Annotated in this window: 17 protein-coding genes; all 17 read right to left on the reverse strand. The window is 40.1% G+C overall.

All coding sequences use genetic code 11. The features are described 5' to 3' along the window. Positions 1–532, reverse strand: a 532-nt coding sequence (locus D3H64_RS08945) for a response regulator transcription factor (protein WP_147429912.1), incomplete at its 3' end; no start/stop codon positions are given. A gap of 82 nt (positions 533–614) precedes the next feature. Further along, the gene (locus D3H64_RS08950) at positions 615–983 is read right to left on the reverse strand and encodes a single-stranded DNA-binding protein (protein WP_121565882.1); all 369 of its coding nucleotides are present in this window, start codon (positions 981–983) and stop codon (positions 615–617) included. A gap of 82 nt (positions 984–1,065) precedes the next feature. Beyond that, complete coding sequence (gene whiA, locus D3H64_RS08955) at positions 1,066–1,995, reverse strand: DNA-binding protein WhiA (protein ID WP_121565883.1); 930 nt, start codon at positions 1,993–1,995, stop codon at positions 1,066–1,068. A 17-nt stretch (positions 1,996–2,012) separates the two neighbouring features. Then, complete coding sequence (gene yvcK / locus D3H64_RS08960) at positions 2,013–3,005, reverse strand: uridine diphosphate-N-acetylglucosamine-binding protein YvcK (protein ID WP_233554930.1); 993 nt, start codon at positions 3,003–3,005, stop codon at positions 2,013–2,015. After that, on the reverse strand, positions 2,986–3,888 hold the full coding sequence (gene rapZ, locus D3H64_RS08965; protein WP_121565884.1) for an RNase adapter RapZ: 903 nt from the start codon (positions 3,886–3,888) through the stop codon (positions 2,986–2,988). The genes yvcK and rapZ overlap by 20 nt, the downstream gene beginning before the upstream one ends. A gap of 584 nt (positions 3,889–4,472) precedes the next feature. After that, on the reverse strand, positions 4,473–6,191 hold the full coding sequence (locus tag D3H64_RS08970; RefSeq protein WP_121565885.1) for a phospho-sugar mutase: 1,719 nt from the start codon (positions 6,189–6,191) through the stop codon (positions 4,473–4,475). Positions 6,192–6,454: 263 nt separating this feature from the next. Then, on the reverse strand, positions 6,455–7,984 hold the full coding sequence (gene murE, locus D3H64_RS08975; RefSeq protein ID WP_121565886.1) for a UDP-N-acetylmuramyl-tripeptide synthetase: 1,530 nt from the start codon (positions 7,982–7,984) through the stop codon (positions 6,455–6,457). A gap of 65 nt (positions 7,985–8,049) precedes the next feature. Next, complete coding sequence (gene trxB / locus D3H64_RS08980; RefSeq protein WP_255421011.1) at positions 8,050–8,994, reverse strand: thioredoxin-disulfide reductase; 945 nt, start codon at positions 8,992–8,994, stop codon at positions 8,050–8,052. Beyond that, on the reverse strand, positions 8,987–9,877 hold the full coding sequence (galU, locus tag D3H64_RS08985; protein WP_121565887.1) for a UTP--glucose-1-phosphate uridylyltransferase GalU: 891 nt from the start codon (positions 9,875–9,877) through the stop codon (positions 8,987–8,989). Before galU ends, trxB begins: the two co-directional genes overlap by 8 nt. 52 nt (positions 9,878–9,929) lie before the next feature. Next, the gene (locus D3H64_RS08990) at positions 9,930–10,937 is read right to left on the reverse strand and encodes an NAD(P)H-dependent glycerol-3-phosphate dehydrogenase (protein WP_121565888.1); all 1,008 of its coding nucleotides are present in this window, start codon (positions 10,935–10,937) and stop codon (positions 9,930–9,932) included. A 324-nt stretch (positions 10,938–11,261) separates the two neighbouring features. Further along, on the reverse strand, positions 11,262–12,095 hold the full coding sequence (gene lgt, locus D3H64_RS08995; protein ID WP_158589266.1) for a prolipoprotein diacylglyceryl transferase: 834 nt from the start codon (positions 12,093–12,095) through the stop codon (positions 11,262–11,264). After that, entirely contained in the window at positions 12,079–13,032 is a 954-nt protein-coding gene (hprK, locus tag D3H64_RS09000; protein WP_121565890.1) for an HPr(Ser) kinase/phosphatase, read from the reverse strand. Before hprK ends, lgt begins: the two co-directional genes overlap by 17 nt. A gap of 206 nt (positions 13,033–13,238) precedes the next feature. Continuing rightward, the gene (locus D3H64_RS09005; protein WP_121565891.1) at positions 13,239–13,592 is read right to left on the reverse strand and encodes a phage holin family protein; all 354 of its coding nucleotides are present in this window, start codon (positions 13,590–13,592) and stop codon (positions 13,239–13,241) included. Further along, positions 13,592–13,831 (reverse strand): PspC domain-containing protein, encoded by a 240-nt coding sequence (locus D3H64_RS09010; RefSeq protein WP_121565892.1) that lies wholly within the window; start codon positions 13,829–13,831, stop codon positions 13,592–13,594. Before D3H64_RS09010 ends, D3H64_RS09005 begins: the two co-directional genes overlap by 1 nt. 51 nt (positions 13,832–13,882) lie before the next feature. Further along, positions 13,883–14,062 carry a PspC domain-containing protein gene (locus D3H64_RS09015; RefSeq protein ID WP_121565893.1) on the reverse strand — a complete coding sequence of 60 codons (180 nt, stop codon included), beginning with the start codon at positions 14,060–14,062 and terminating at the stop codon, positions 13,883–13,885. 68 nt (positions 14,063–14,130) lie between these two features. Next, positions 14,131–15,792 carry a DUF4097 family beta strand repeat-containing protein gene (locus D3H64_RS09020; protein ID WP_158589267.1) on the reverse strand — a complete coding sequence of 554 codons (1,662 nt, stop codon included), beginning with the start codon at positions 15,790–15,792 and terminating at the stop codon, positions 14,131–14,133. Beyond that, positions 15,785–15,922 carry a hypothetical protein gene (locus tag D3H64_RS10275; protein WP_158589268.1) on the reverse strand — a complete coding sequence of 46 codons (138 nt, stop codon included), beginning with the start codon at positions 15,920–15,922 and terminating at the stop codon, positions 15,785–15,787. The genes D3H64_RS09020 and D3H64_RS10275 overlap by 8 nt, the downstream gene beginning before the upstream one ends. Positions 15,923–16,098: the final 176 nt, after the last annotated feature.

Here is a 16,098-nt window from a genome sequence, read left to right on the forward strand (position 1 = left end):
CACAGCTCTCCCTTTGTGAAAAATTTAGGGGGTGGCTAACTTGTACTTGAAATTTACGTTCCAAAATTTTCCCACAAAAAACGACTTCTCTTGTCGATTTGTTGATTTTTAAAGTAGCCGTCGTAATCATTTGTGTTTGATCACTAACTGTGTATTTGTGTGCATGATTGTAACGTCGATAAATCGCACGAATCTTGGCAATCAATAAAATTTCACTAAATGGTTTAGTGATATAATCATCCGCTCCCATTTCCAAACCAATAATCTGATCACTTTCTGAAATTTTTTCAGACAAAATCAAAATTGGAATATCTTGGTCTTCTTTTCGAATCTCTTTTAACACTTGTAGGCCGGGCAAAGTCATCAATTTTAAACTTAAAATCAAAAAGTCATATTTGCCCTTGCTTTCTCTAAAAGCTTCTAAGCCTTCTTGCCCATCACCATAGTAATCTACAGTCCATCCTTCTCTTTCGAAAAATAATTCTACTCGATCGCAAACAGACTGATCATTTTCCATCATCATCAACCTCATAAGCGAGCCCCTACTCCTCTTTTATTTTATTTAGACATTTCAGGCGTCACGCTCATGAATACAGGTCGATCCATCTAACGATTTATTGGAAGAGTTCAGCCAGACTCTCCGGCGTTAGATCTGAATCTTCTCTGTCACTCCCATGGCTTTGGGTAAAAGTAATGCTTTCTACAACCAACTCTACCACATATACCGTCTGCTCTTGCTTATTGGTATAATGACGCGATTGAAAATGTCCCGAAACACCAATTTGGTGTCCTTTTTTTACATATTGATGCATGAGTTCAGCTGTTTTACCCCAAACAACAAATGGAATAAAATCGGCGCTTTGCTCATTCGTGTTTCGCCGTTTGGGAATGGCCAGTACATTATTAATGACATTATTCCCTTGTGGCGTTTCAATTAATTCTATCTGTCGAACTACCCGTCCAATTCCAGAAAATTGATTCATTTCATTTCCACCTCCGTCTTATTACTGGTTCTTCCAGCTACCTATAAGATACGCAAGTGCTAAATGCAATGATCTTTTTATTTTACCTTTTTTCTAATTGGTCTGCAATATCATTTAACTTTCTGAGTCGATGATTGACACCAGACTTAGAAATAGGCCCTCCTTCAACATGTTTCCCCAATTCCGTTAGATTAGCATCTGGAAATTTTAACCGAGCTAAAGCTATTTGTTGCAGTTTTTCAGGCAACTGGCTCAGCCCCATCATTTCATCAATTTTCTTGATATTTTTGATCTGTTTCGCTGAGGCTTCCGCTACTTTATTCAAATTGGCGACTTCACAATTCACAATCCTATTGGCAGAATTCCTTAAATCTCTCACGATGCGGATATTTTCAAACGTTAATCGTGCATTGGTCGCCCCAATTAAAGCCAGGAAATCCCCTATTTTTTCAGCTTCTTTTAAATAAATGATATGCCCCTGCCGTCGATCTATGGTCTTAGCATTCAAGGCACAATCATTCAACATCTCTAACAGATCTTCATTATGCTCTTCTTGCTGCGAATAAATTTCCAAATGATAGCTAGCACTTTCGGGATGATTCATCGATCCTGTCGCTAAAAAAGCTCCTCTTAAGTAGGAACGCCTCAGCTCTTCATCATCTTTAAAATGAGGATCCACATGCGGATTAATCATCAATCCATCCATAATATGCAAGGCTTCTAATAATTCCCCTGCTTTCGACTTGAAACGAACAATATAGACATTGTTCTTTTTTAATTTCATCTTCCGTCGAACCAAAAGCTCTCCTTCAGCATTGAAATGCTCCTTGGCTAAAACATAGATACGCCGAGCAATCGCCGCGTTTTCCGTCTGGACGTTGAGGATTATTTTCCCTTGCTGCAAGCCAATTGCCCCATTCATACGAATCATCGCGGATAATTCTGCCCGAGCATGCTCAGGATGTACGATCAAATGGGTCAACTCATTTTTAGTTTCTGAAGCAAATGACACGTCCATCCCTCCTTTTCTTAATCAACTTTGGCAGAATAGAGTAAACGATAGAGTTCTTCAACCACCTTATCTCCATCATGGCAAACCCCACGTTCACTTAGATGTAAGAAATCAGAAGAAATCACTCGGCAACCTTGATCACGTAATGCCGAAAAATCAGTGGCCACCTGATAAAGATATTCGCCGTTTTCAATCGGATTAATCCATTCATCAGGCACCTGTTCATTATTCACCAAAACTGTATCGATAAAGTTTTTCCCCAAATGCTTATGCAAGACTCTAACATGGTCGGCATCTGTAAAATGTTCTGTTTCACCCCATTGAGTCATAATATTACAAATGTAGACAACTTCAGCAGGCGTGTTACGTACAGCTTCTGCTACATTTTGGATGGTTAAATTCGGCAAAATGGAGGTGTATAAGCTTCCTGGTCCTAAAACGACCATATCTGAATCCATAATAGCTTGAACGACTGCCTCATGCGCTACAGCCTCATTTCCCCCGTCAGATGTTTTAACATAAACATGATCAATCGGTTTACGGAATGTAGCAATCTTGGACTCGCCAACCCCTACACTACCATCTTCAAAGGCGGCATAGAGGGTCAAGGGTTCATTTGATACAGGATAAACATGCCCTGATATCCTCATCATCTCATTCAGCAAATTAACCGCCTCAAAAATATTGCCCTTCATTTCAGTTAAAGCAGCAATAATCAAATTTCCAATCGCATGACCGGCGAAAAATTGATCTTCCGAATCAAAACGATACTGAAAAACATCTTTTTCCAAATCTGACAGTTCAGATAAGGCTGTCAGACAGTTTCTTATATCTCCTGGTGGTACGACATTGACATAGTCCCGAATAACGCCAGAACTGCCACCATCATCAGCAACTGTTACAATTGCTGTGACATCCGCCCTTTGAGAACGAAGAGCGCTCAAAATAATCGGCAAGCCCGTTCCTCCACCGATAACAGTGATCTTCGGCCTATTTGTCAGTAGATTCAAGTTCTCTTCTCTCCTTCCTCCGTCTTTCTTCTTCACGATGATAGCTAGTCACTTCATAACCTTGATCAGCTAAAGCTTTAGCTACACGCTCTGTTAAAGCGATAGAGCGGTGTTGCCCCCCTGTACAACCAATAGCGATGACCACTTGGCTCTTCCCTTCTTTTTTATAACCTGGAAGACAGAAGGACAAGAGGTCAAGAAACTTCTGATAAAAAATCTCTGTTTCAGGTTGTTTCATCACATAATCATATACAGGTTGATCCAATCCCGTCAATGGCTTCAAATCTTCGACATAGAAGGGATTAGGCAAAAAACGTACATCCATCACCATATCTGCATCAATAGGCAAACCATACTTAAAGCCAAAGGACATAACCACCACTTGAAAGTAATGGTCTTTTTCCTGCCCAAAAGTATTCATGATCTCTTCTCGAAGTTCTCTTGGCGATAAATCTGTTGTATCGATAACTTTTTGTGCTCTTGATTTAATTTCCTGCAAGAGTCGCCTTTCCAAGCGAATCCCCGTCATGACCAAACCATCTTCCGCTAGCGGATGACTTCTTCTCGTTTCCTTGTAGCGACTCACCAATTTTTGGTCACTTGCCTCCAAAAATAAGATACGAGTGGTCACAAAAGTCGTATTATCTAAATTGCGGATAGCTTCCTCAATCTCATGAAAGAAGGCTCTCGCCCTCAAATCAATCACCAAAGCAACTTTGGTCACTTTTCCAGAAGTTTTGACCAAATCCCAAAAAGTTGGAATTAAACTAGGAGGCATGTTATCAATACAAAAGTAGCCCATATCTTCGAAAGAACGCATCGCTACCGTCTTTCCTGCGCCACTCATCCCTGTAATTATTACGAGGTCTAAACTCTCCATCATACCCTCCCCAATCTGCTATCATATACTAGTTCTTCACTCTATTATATCCTATTACTACTGAAGATATAGAGATAATGCCTGTAAGGTATAGTTTACTTATTCTATAACACGATTCTACCATGCCACTTCCGTCAATAAAAACAACTAGCCTTCCAGGTGATGAAAAAAGCGCTGAAAACAACTAAACAGAGGTCTTCAACACTTATCCGCAAAAGGTGGCCTCCCCAATGGAATCTTCCATCCTTTAACAAAAAAACTACAACTGTAATTAAGTTTAACCCTAATCCCTTATTTAGACAAGAGCTTTAACTAGATTATTGGCCAATCGCTTTAAGTAAGCTTATCTCTAAGTCGATAGATTATTCCATCTAAAAATAAATTAGCCTCCCGATGGCCAAATCCCTCCAAGATCTAATAGCTTAAATAGGGTCACTTAGACTAATATAATTTCTGATAAAAAGCTTCTAGTCCGCTAGAACAAAAGAAGCCCAACTCAAGCAGAAGACTTGCCCTTCCACATGAAGTTAGGTTTCTTTTGTTTGTTATCCTTTATTTTATCCTTACAAAATAGGAGATTTTCTTATTTAAGCTAATAGCTCACGTAAGACTCCTTCATAACCCGCAATTTTTTCTTGTGCTAAAGCTTGATTTTCAGCAGTTACGCCCATGTAGACTTTCAACTTAGGTTCTGTCCCTGAAGGTCTAAACGCTAACCAATCCCCATTGTCAAGATAATACTTCAACACATCAGATTTTGGTAAGCTAATCGGCTTAGTAGCAGTTGTTTCAACACGTTGGCTTGTCAAATAATCTTCACGAGCCGCTACACTAGCCCCTAAGAGTTGCGTCAATGGTTTATCCCGCAATTGCTTCATGATTTCTTTCATGCGTTCTTGACCACTTTCTCCTTCAAATTTAAAGGCTAAAGTCTTTTCCGCATGAACCCCGAAACGAGCATATAAATCCTCTAAGGCATCCGCCAAGCTAAGTCCTTGTTCTGCTTGATAAGCAGCCACTTCTGCTAAAAGTAAGGTTGCTTGCAAGGCATCTTTATCACGGACAAAGGCTTTTACCAAATAGCCATAAGATTCTTCAAATCCAAACACAAATTCCCCTGATCTATTTTGCTCGAATAAATGAATTTGCTCTGCAATATATTTAAATCCTGTGAGAACATTACGCATTTCAACCCCATAAGAGTGGGCTACCTTCGTCGCTAATTCTCCTGACACGATCGACTTAATTGCGCAGGTCTTGTCACTTAATTCTCCCTTGGCTTGTTTAGCTTTCAAGAGATAGTCTAATAAGATGGCACCAATTTGATTACCGGTTAAGGTACGGTAGCTTCCATCACTCAAACGAACTGCAGCACCCATCCGATCAGCATCTGGGTCACTTGCAATCAAGACGTCTGCATGAACAGCACGTCCAATTTTTTCTGCTTCAATAAAAGCTTCTCCATCTTCTGGATTTGGGGATTTAACAGTAGAGAATTCTCCATCTGGATCCTTTTGGCTATCCACATAGTGAACAGATTTAAAACCTGCTTCTCTAAATACTTTTTCCATTAAATATTGCCCTGTCCCATGAAGCGGAGTGTAAACAAATTTAAGATCAGATTGCCGTTTAATAACACTAGGATCTACTGTTACACTAGCGATTTCTTTCAAGTAAGCTTGATCCACTTCGTCACTAATCAATTGGAAAAGATCACTTTGAAGTAGTTCTTCTTGGCTAACCCCTTCAATGGACAAGAGATCTGGTCTAGATAACATGGCTTCTGTTACTTTTATAGCGTCTTCTGGTGGCATTTGACCGCCATCAGGCCCATAACATTTGTAGCCATTATATTGTTTTGGATTGTGACTAGCTGTAATCATAATCCCAGCAGCCGTCTTCAAATAGCGAACTGCAAAACTTAGTACTGGTGTTGGACGCAATGAATCATACATATAAGTTCTAATCCCTTGCCCTACCAAGATTTGACTCGCATGAAAAGCGAATTCTCTAGAATGGTGACGAGAATCATAAGAAATAACGACCCCCGCTTGCTTTGCACCCTCACCTTGCTTAAGAACAACTTGAGCTAGACCATAAGTTGCTTGACGAACGGTATAAATATTCATCCGATTAATCCCAGGTCCCATCAAGCCACGCATACCTGCTGTCCCAAATTCCAGTGGATGAGAGAAAGCATCTGCTAAACTTTCAGGATCTTGTTCTAGTGCATCTAACTCTTTTTTCAAATCAGAATCGCCAGATAAACCTAATTTCCAATCTTTCACTAATTCTTTCCAGCTCATACATAAGTCTCCTTTAATCTATCCATATTTTATGGTCAGTCACACGCTATACAAGATAGCACGCTATAAAAGGCTGGCCTTTTTTATACTAATTTAGCCCAATAATGACATATACAGCTCTTAAACCATTCCTACTAGGAACTTTGCGTTAACAGTAAAGCTACTCTTTCAGTCGAATTAGCCAATAACTCTTCATATGAATCGTTGACCGTACAAATCCTAAAAAGGCAGAACTTCACCCTTCTTAGGCCTAGCCTAGGCTTTTATTTTTTCTTCTCTAAAGCTGCGACTATTTCTTGAGCGATCGCTAAATCTCCCTTATAAGCTAAGCGTTCACTTCCAATTTCTTGGTAATTATCTCGTCCCTTACCCGCTAAAATGACCAAGGTATTTTCGTCAGCTCCTTCAATGGCCTGACGAATAGCTTCTTCCCGATCCACAATAATCTTTGTTGGGACATCTGAACAATAAGATTGAATCTCTTTAGCAATGTCCACTGGATCTGTATCTGCAGGGTCTTCGGCGGTTAATATAGCTGAATCCATATAAGCTTTAATAATTATACCAAAATCTTTTCGACGAGACAGACCTCTTTTACCTGGAGCCCCTATCACTAAAGTTAAATGGGCTTTAGGATAACGTTCTCGTAAGTCAGCACACAAGGCCTCACAACTCAAGCGATTATGAGCATAGTCTACGATAATCGGATAGCCAGCAGACCTTTCTACTACTTCCATACGTCCAGGAACATGAGTAGCTAACAAACCTTCTCGTATAGCTTTTACACTAGCTCCAGCTTTCAAGGCCATAGACGCCGCTATAGCAGCATTTTGCAGGTTGAATTTCCCCGGCATTTTGATGCTAAAATCTGCTGCTTCATCCATGCCTTGTCCCTTAAAACTAAAGCTTAAAAGTCCTTCCCTATCGTCAATTTCTTTCCAATGATAAGCCAGTTCTTCATCCTTCCCAAGTAAAGCATAAGCATTGCCTGCATCGTCTAATTCTTCTTTTATAAAGTCGACATAATCGCTTGCTCCATTAAGAAATAGAAAATCTGACAAGGGGAACATTTGCCGCTTGCAATAAAAATAGTCTTCAAAATCAACGTGCTCGTTTTCACCAATATGATCTGGTGAGATATTTAAAAAGCTCGCTATCGAAAAGCGCATTGCAGCTACACGATCCATTTTAAAAGCTTGAGAGGAGGTTTCCATCACTACATGGGTCATCCCATTTTTAACACACTCTGCCAACATTTGAGCTAAATCGATAGATTCTGGCGTAGTTAACAAAGATTTTTGGTAGTTTTTACCATCCAAGGTTGTTTCCATGGTAGAAAGTAAGGCGGTTTTGCCACCGTTAACCCGATCCATGATATTTTTTAAAAAGTAAGCAGTTGTTGTCTTACCTTTCGTTCCACCGATCGCCATGACCGTTAGCTTGGAATCAGGATGATCGTACATAGCAAAAGATAAGAAAGCAAGCGCCTTTCGACTATTGGTCACCACCAAGGCACAGGCCTCTTTTTTCACTTCAGGTAAGCGATCGGTTACATAGAAACGAACGCCACTTTTTACAGCTTGGTCAAGGAATTCACTAGAAAAGTTCATCCCCTTGCAAACAAATAAAGTGTTTTCCCCCACTTGACGAGAATCGCTCGAAATATGGTCAAAAGAAATGTTTTCCTCTTCAGGCGTTAAATGGTGCCTCCAAGCATCTGCTGTCACTATTTCTTTTAAGAGCTTATTTTCTTTTAATATTTTATACACTTGGCCCAATGTCATAGTAGCCATTAGTTTTTATCCCTCTTTCTTTCTCATAAGGCTTAGATCCCTATCTAAAAGCCTTTAAGAGACGACTATTTCAAGTCCCCTTGCGCTTCGATATATTGGTAAGCAGCTTGACCAGCAATAGCCCCGTCTCCAACTGCTGTTGCAATTTGGCGCAAATGTTTTGCCCTGACATCTCCAATCGCAAAGATACCTGGGCGAGACGTTTGCATATAATCATCCGTTTTAATCCACCCTTGTTCGTCCGTAATCCCAAGACTAGTGAAGGCCTCACTAACAGGAATAACCCCTACATAGATGAAAACACCATCTATAGCTAGTTCAGACTCCTCTTTGGTCTTGACATTTTGAAGACGCAAGCCTGTCACACGATGACTATCTCCCAATATTTCTAGTGGGACTGTATCGTATAGGAAATGCACATTTTCTTTTTCAAAAGCACGTTCTTGCAAAACAGCTTGGGCTCTCAACTTATCTCTCCGGTGCACAATCGTCACTGAATCGGCTAATTGAGAAAGATAGGTTCCTTCCTCAACAGCTGAATCTCCGCCACCAATGACCACTACATTTTTTTTGCGGAAGAAATTCCCATCACAGACGGCACAATAAGAAACGCCTTTCCCTTGATATTCTTCCTCACCTTTAATTCCAAGTTGACGATGACTAGCTCCTGTCGCAATAATCACTGTCTTACTTTTATAATCTGCCTTCTTTGTATGGACGATTTTAATATCTCCTTCATCGCTAATACCAGTCACATCTGCCAATTGGTGTTCAGCGTCAAAGCTCATAGCTCCTTCATACATTTTATCGGCTAACTCATATCCAGCAATACTCTTAAAGCCTGGATAGTTCTCAATATCTGCCGTATTGAGCATTTCACCGCCAGGAGCACCTTTTTCAAGCAACAAAGTAGACAAATTAGCTCGAGAAGCATAAAGAGCTGCAGTCATACCACCAGGCCCAGCCCCGATAACAATAACGTCATATACTTTATCTAGCTCTTTAGTCAATAGACTCGCCTCTTTCTATTTTTTTACCTAATTCAAGTAGGTAGCTTCGCAATCCATCTTTGATCTCTGGATGATTTAGGCCAAATTCAATATTGGTTTTAACAAAGCCTAATTTATCCCCGATATCGAAACGTTTCCCCCTAAACGTTTTCGCATAGACGGAACGTGTGGTATTCAAACGTTCGATGGCATCAGTCAATTGGATTTCCCCACCACGACCTACTTCCTGTGTTTCAAGGAAATCAAAAATTTCAGGTGTTAAAAGATAGCGCCCAATAATGGCTAAATCACTTGGCGCATTTTCAGGGTCTGGTTTTTCAACAAACTGTTCTACTTCACTGATGTCTTCCTTAATTTGACGTTTAGGCGAAATGATCCCATATTTAGAAGTGTCTTCATGTGGAACTTCCATAACGGCTACGCTTGGTGCATCATAGTTTTCATAAATATCGATCAACTGGCGGGTCAATGGGACTTCATCAGTCATCAAGTCGTCCCCTAGCATCACGACGAAAGGTTCATTCCCCACAAAAGCTTTAGCTTGTAAAACAGCATCCCCTAAGCCTTTAGGATAAGATTGGCGGACAAAATACAGCTTGATCCCAGTGGTTTCTTCAACTAATTTCAAGAGATCAAGTTTACCTTTTTCTTTCAAATTAGCTTCTAGCTCAAAGTTAGAGTCAAAGTGATCTTCAATTGGTCGCTTCCCTTTACCAGTAACGATTAAAATTTCTTCAATTCCTGAAGCCAAAGCTTCTTCTACAATAAATTGAATAGTTGGTTTATCGACGATAGGCAACATTTCCTTGGCCATCGCCTTGGTAGCTGGAAGAAAACGAGTCCCTAGACCTGCTGCTGGAATTACGGCTTTTTTTACAGTCATTTTTATTTCCTTTCTTGCTGTCAACTTTTCTTATTTACTGAGTGCTAAATGCTTAACTTTCAAAAACTTCTGACTTTGGATCTCTTCTCATCAATTGCCTTATACTAGAATGAATTTCCTCACCATGATAAAGAACACCATATAAAGCATTTGTGATCGGTAGATCTACATCTAATTCTTGACCTAGTTCATAAACAACCTTAATGGTCGCTACACCTTCAACGACCATCCCCATATGATCAAGGACTTCCTCTAGGGATTTCCCTTGCCCTAATTGATAACCCGCTCTCCAGTTCCTTGAATGATGGCTGGTACAGGTCACAATCAAATCACCAACACCAGATAGGCCAATAAAAGTAAGCGGGTCAGCTCCAAAGACTCGTCCTAATCGATTAATTTCTGTTAATCCTCTTGTGATTAAAGCGGCTTTGGCATTATCCCCATAGCCTAAACCTGCTAAAACACCTGCACCAACAGCAATAATATTCTTGGTTGCTGCACCAATTTCTACCCCAATCACATCAGGATTAGTATAAACACGGAAGTAATCATTCATACAAACAGCTTGAACAGCTTCAGCTGCTTTTTGATTGCGGCTCGCTGCGGTAATGGTCGTAATATCTTTTACTGCTACTTCTTCGGCATGACTTGGTCCAGATAAGACAACAATGGCTTCATAACGCTCACTTGGAATCACTTCTTCAATCACTTGGGAAATCCTTAACCTGGATCCTTGTTCCAATCCCTTGGAGGCATGAACCAGTATTGGCTTTTTCTTTAATAGAGGGGCTACAGCAGTTGCTACTGAACGAATAGCCTTCGTCGGTAAAACAAACCATACCATATCTGCCCCTTCAACAGCTTCTTTTAAATCTGTCGTCGCATAGATCTTATCATCTAATACAGTATCGGGCAAATAATGCTGATTCGTGTGCTGTTGATTAATCTCCTCTACTTGTTCCTTCATGTTAGTATAGAGAACCACATCATGGCCATTATCCACTAGAAGCATGGACAAGGCTGTCCCCCATGATCCGCTTCCCAAAATTGCAATTCGCATATTACTCTCCTTCCGCCAACAGATCTCAGCTGATCATTTAGATATTCTAACGTCTTCCGATCTGGGCCTTCTTCCTTTTTTCAATTAGCGACTACTTCTTCCATCTACTCCTTGCTCTATTAGGGAAATATCCCCATAAGCCATCTGCTCTTAGCGGAAAATTCTTATCAGATATTCTAACCCAAAAAAGAAATCCTTATCGAATACTCTATCCTAAAAAAGAAATCCTATCCACTCAGATCCTTATTCTAAAAAAAAGCTGTTATTCACCCATTCCTAACACTTAACGGCTACTCGACTCCTTTTTAAATCACGCCTTTACTATCAGAGAACCGCTAGATTCATAGGATGAATAACCTTTTTGTAATAGATATATTCTTCTTTATGCTGGTAACGGTAAATGGCATACAAAATCCCAAGAGCAATAAAAATGAGAGATAAGGCTTGCGATACTCGAATAGTTGAAAAAACATATAGGCTATCCGTCCGCATTCCTTCAACTAAAAATCGACTACTCCCATACCAAACAAGGTAAAAGCTGACCGCATCTCCCAAACGTAAAGGAGCATAGCGCCGTAAAGTTAAAATAATGATCACCCCAATGAAACTGAGGAGAGATTCATAAAGAAAAGTAGGTTGATAGTATACCCCATCAATCCTCATTTGTTCAATCACAAAGGCAGGCAAATGCCAAGCTTCTAAAACGGATTTGGCAATTCTATCCCCATGAGCTTCTTGGTTCATAAAATTGCCCCAACGCCCTATGCTCTGCGCTAAAAGAAAATAAGGCGCCAGTATATCCACAAAAAGGGTACAGGAATAGCTATTTTTTATGCAGTAGATCAAGGCGGCTATGGCCCCAAAAATTAGGCCACCATACAAGGCAATTCCGCCTTTATGAATCGCTAATATTTCAGATAGATGCCCTGCATAATAATCCCATTTAAAAAGAACATAATACAGCCTAGCTCCTAAAAAAGCAAAAGGGAGCCCCCAAAAGGCAAAATCCCAAAGGCTGTCTTGAGGGAAACCTCTTTTCTTCGCCTCTCTATTCGCTAATTCAATGCCTAGAAAAGCTGCCAAGGTAATAATAATGCCATACCAGCGTACCTCCCAGCCAAAGAGCGAAAAGGCAACGGGATTAATGGCTAGAAACATCATTATCCTCCTTTTGGGCATTCGTCTTAATCAATGAATCCAAACGTTGGTTGAACAGATACATAGGGTCATACCCCATCCCCTTAGCTCGGAAATTCATGGCAGCGACTTCGATAATAATAGAAATATTCCGACCAGTCTTCACTGGAATGGTTAACTTCTTAATGTCCACACCCAGAACTTTTTCCTTTTCATCATCTTTCCCTAGACGGTCATAAGGGGTATCCTTTCTCCAATTTTCTAAATGGACGATCAAATCGACTTCTACACTCGAACGAATAGCGCCTGCTCCAAAAAGGGTCATCACATCTACAATACCTACCCCCCGAATTTCGATCAAGTGAGACAAAATCTCTGGTGCTTCTCCGACAATCGTCAATTCATCTTGTCGATGCAAGTCCACTCGATCGTCTGCTACTAATCGGTGCCCCTTTTGAACTAGTTCTAAAGCCGTTTCAGACTTTCCAACACCGCTTTCTCCAGTGATGAGCACACCTATCCCAAACACATCCACCAAGACGCCGTGTACAGTTTGCGCAGGTGCCATCTTACTTTCCAAAAAATTCGTCATATGGCCTATGATCCGAGTCGTCCGACGATGCGAGCGAAGAATAGGCACATGAAACTCGTGACTAGCCCTTAACAATTCTTCTGGAAGGGGAAGATTTCTCGCTAAAACAAAGCATGGTGTCCCATTTTCTGCCATAAATCGAAAAATCTCCAATTTTTTCTCTGAATGTAAATTGTGTAAATACGTTGATTCTGTCCGGCCAAAAACTTGTACCCGATTGCGTGGGTAAAACTTATAGTATCCTGCTAAGACCAATCCTGGGCGAGAAATTTCACTAGTCGCAATTAAACTATCCAGATGATCTTTTTCTGAGATAATCTCCAGTTGTAACGCTTCAGCTAATTCTTTTACCGTAACGTCCGCCATTTATCTCCCTCGCTTTACCATAATCTCCATCTATTCTACCATAGACGAACCATTTTGGGCAGATAAGATAACTGATTCTTCTTGTACAACTTCCCTATATCCCCCTATATTACAACTTTCTTTAAGCTCATCCACTAAGCTCAAGTTTCCCCCATAAAAAAAGCCCTAGAGAAGATAAACTTTCTCTAGGGTTTATTTTGACCTATTTAACGCCATTCCTTTCCAAATCTTCTAGACATGAAATTCTGAAATGCCGTCAAAAGGAAACTGATCAGCAAAGCCATCCCAAATGAACTGATCCTAAATTGACTGCCCATTAATGAACTAACAAGTTGCAAGACTAACGCATTTAAGGCAAAGGCAAAGAGTCCCATGGTTAAAATTGTGATAGGCAAAGTTAGGATAAAGAGAAGTGGCTTAACAAAAACGTTTAAAGCTGCCATCAAAAAACTAGCAAATGCTGCCGCCCACAACGAACTAACATGAAAATACGGGGAAAAGAGGAAGGATAGGATCATAAAGCCTAGAGCGTTGGTCGCCAATCGTTGCCAAAAACCCATCAAAAATCACTCCACTCTCTCTTGTGATCATTAGCTTCATCATCGTCCTTGCGGCGTCTTGTTTCTTCAGGAATAAGCACAGCTAAAACCAGGTACAAAAATAAAGGAGAACCAGAAGGCGCCAAAAAAATATAGAGTAGGCGCAATATGCCTGAAGAAACACCTAAATACTCTGCTATACCTCCAATCACGCCTGCAAACCATCTATCGTGTCGTGATCTTCTCAATTCTTTCTTCACAGCGTTCTCTCCTTTCTCTCTAAATAATCGTTCAGTTTACTCATCTATTCTCTACCATTCATCTGGAATAATCAAGGCAAGTAATATATAGCATAGAACCGGCGCTCCAAAAGGGCTAATCAGCACATATAGTATCCGAAGCAATGTGGACGAAACCCCTAAATATTCAGCTAGGCCTCCCATAACGCCTGCAAACCATCTATCGTGCCTCGATCGTCTTAATCTTCTCATTTTTTTATTTTCCTTTCCTAGTCAATACGATCTCTTCTACAGCTTCCACTTATCTTGCTGGCTTATTTCTAGGCTTCCTTATCCATCTGAGATGTCGTCAATTGAATGTTCCCTAATTTAGTCGATAGGGTCGCTATGACTGGTGTCCCTTCCTTTAAATGGCGAAACTTCAGCCTTTGCCCAGCTCTCCTCTCTTCTTCAATAGAGATATCCATATCTTCCCGCAAATAAGGATGGCTAATGCTTCCAATACCTGACTTAAGATCTGCTTCAATCGATTGATAATCCATATTATACCAACGTATATTCCCTGTCTTCACCTTAGCTTCTACATGTTGCAAACTCTTGTCCGTATCGAGGAGAATATTCCCAGTCTGAACGTCTAAATCGAGACCTTGCACTGCCCCTGTATAGTAAATTTTCCCTGTAGTAAGCTTGGAAAATACATCTCTAAACTGACAATCTTTGAGATATATCTTCCCACTTGTATTCAAACTTTCTAGCATGGTTCCAGAAACTTTATCAAAAGAGATATTTCCTGTCTTCACTTTAGCCAAAATATCTTGACTCTTCAAGCTTTCAGCCTTAATTTCACCAGAGATTACCTTGAGCGATACATAGTCGTAATTTTTTTCTGATAAATAAAGCTTAACTGCCACTTGAATATTCCGACTAGAAAAATGGAATTTCGCCATTTCTAGATCATTTCTCACCAGCCTATGTTTTTCAATTGTATCTCTTAAAGACTTACTATCTTCGAAAACTCCCTGATAGCTTATCTCTAATCGGCCACTTTCTCCCTCTTTTACTTCTAGGTCAATTTTCCCACATGCCAATTTAATATCAACGATAGAAGCTTCTTTATCTATAGGGATCACTTCTTGATAAGTATTTAATCCTCCTCTTGTTTTTGAAGATGAAGGTTTAGAGCGACCCACTTCCATTGAAAAATCCTCTGCAATTTCCTGTACACGATCAGCATACACCTTAACTGCTGATAAGATACTAGGCGTTACTTTGTTCACCCAATCCGCAGTATCTTTAGCAAAATTCTTCCATTCCTCTCTTCCTTTTTCATCCTGAGAGCTATCCTTACTTTCTGAAGAACTAGGGCTCTTTTTTTCTCCTAAAGCACTAGTTCCAACCGCTTGTATTTCCGCCATTTTTTGACTTAGATTACTTATATCAGCTTCCTTTTCCTGAATCGATTTAGTTAAACTATCTATATCTTCCCTCGAATCTGCAATAGCTTCTACAAAATCTTTTTCAGTATAACGACTAAAAGGCTTATCCAAGTCTTCTTGACAAGCTTCTTGTCCCTCTTCCTTTTGCCCTTCAGTTGAAAGATCCGCTTCTAGCAAATCATCAACTGAAGTTGGTATAAAACCATCTGAGAGATCTTCTTTTTCTTGGTCACGTAATTGTTGAAAGTCGGCATAGGCTGCTTCTAGTTCTTTAAAAAAGTCCTTTTTATGGAGAAGGAGTTCATTCAATTGTTCCAATTGCGCTTTTTCTTGATCGATTTTAGCCGATAGACTTGCAGCTTTTTCTAAAATAATAGTGGCTTCTTCTTTCATTTCTTCTTGGCTGACTTGCCTTTTTTCTTCTGAATTATTTTGTTCCCTTGTTATTCCGATCTTTTGACCTTCTTGTTCTAACAAGATTAAGGCATCATCTTCATTAATCACGCCAGCCTTTAGCAAAGCCATAATTCTTTCTTTCTTATCCATCATTTTCCTCCTTGGCTGCCATTTTACCTCTTAGAACCCTTACAAGTGTATTATCACCAAATTCAAGTAAGTTTTCATAGGCCCTAGGACCCATCTTCTGAATATTTCCCTTTATCAAGGATATCTTCACCAGAACTCCTGTAAAAGATCCCTATATAAAAGTTTACACAATTTATTTGACACTAGCTGGCGAGTTGAGAGACCTTGGCTCGAAACGGTGGCATGGCTGTTGAACAGATGACCAATTCTCTAAAAGCTCTAGTTACTTTCTAGAAGCAATCAATAACCCGAAGTAATAAGCAATGT

Origin of the sequence: Atopobacter sp. AH10 (assembly GCF_003664595.1) — a bacterium.
Taxonomy (GTDB): Bacteria; Bacillota; Bacilli; order Lactobacillales; family Aerococcaceae; genus Atopobacter.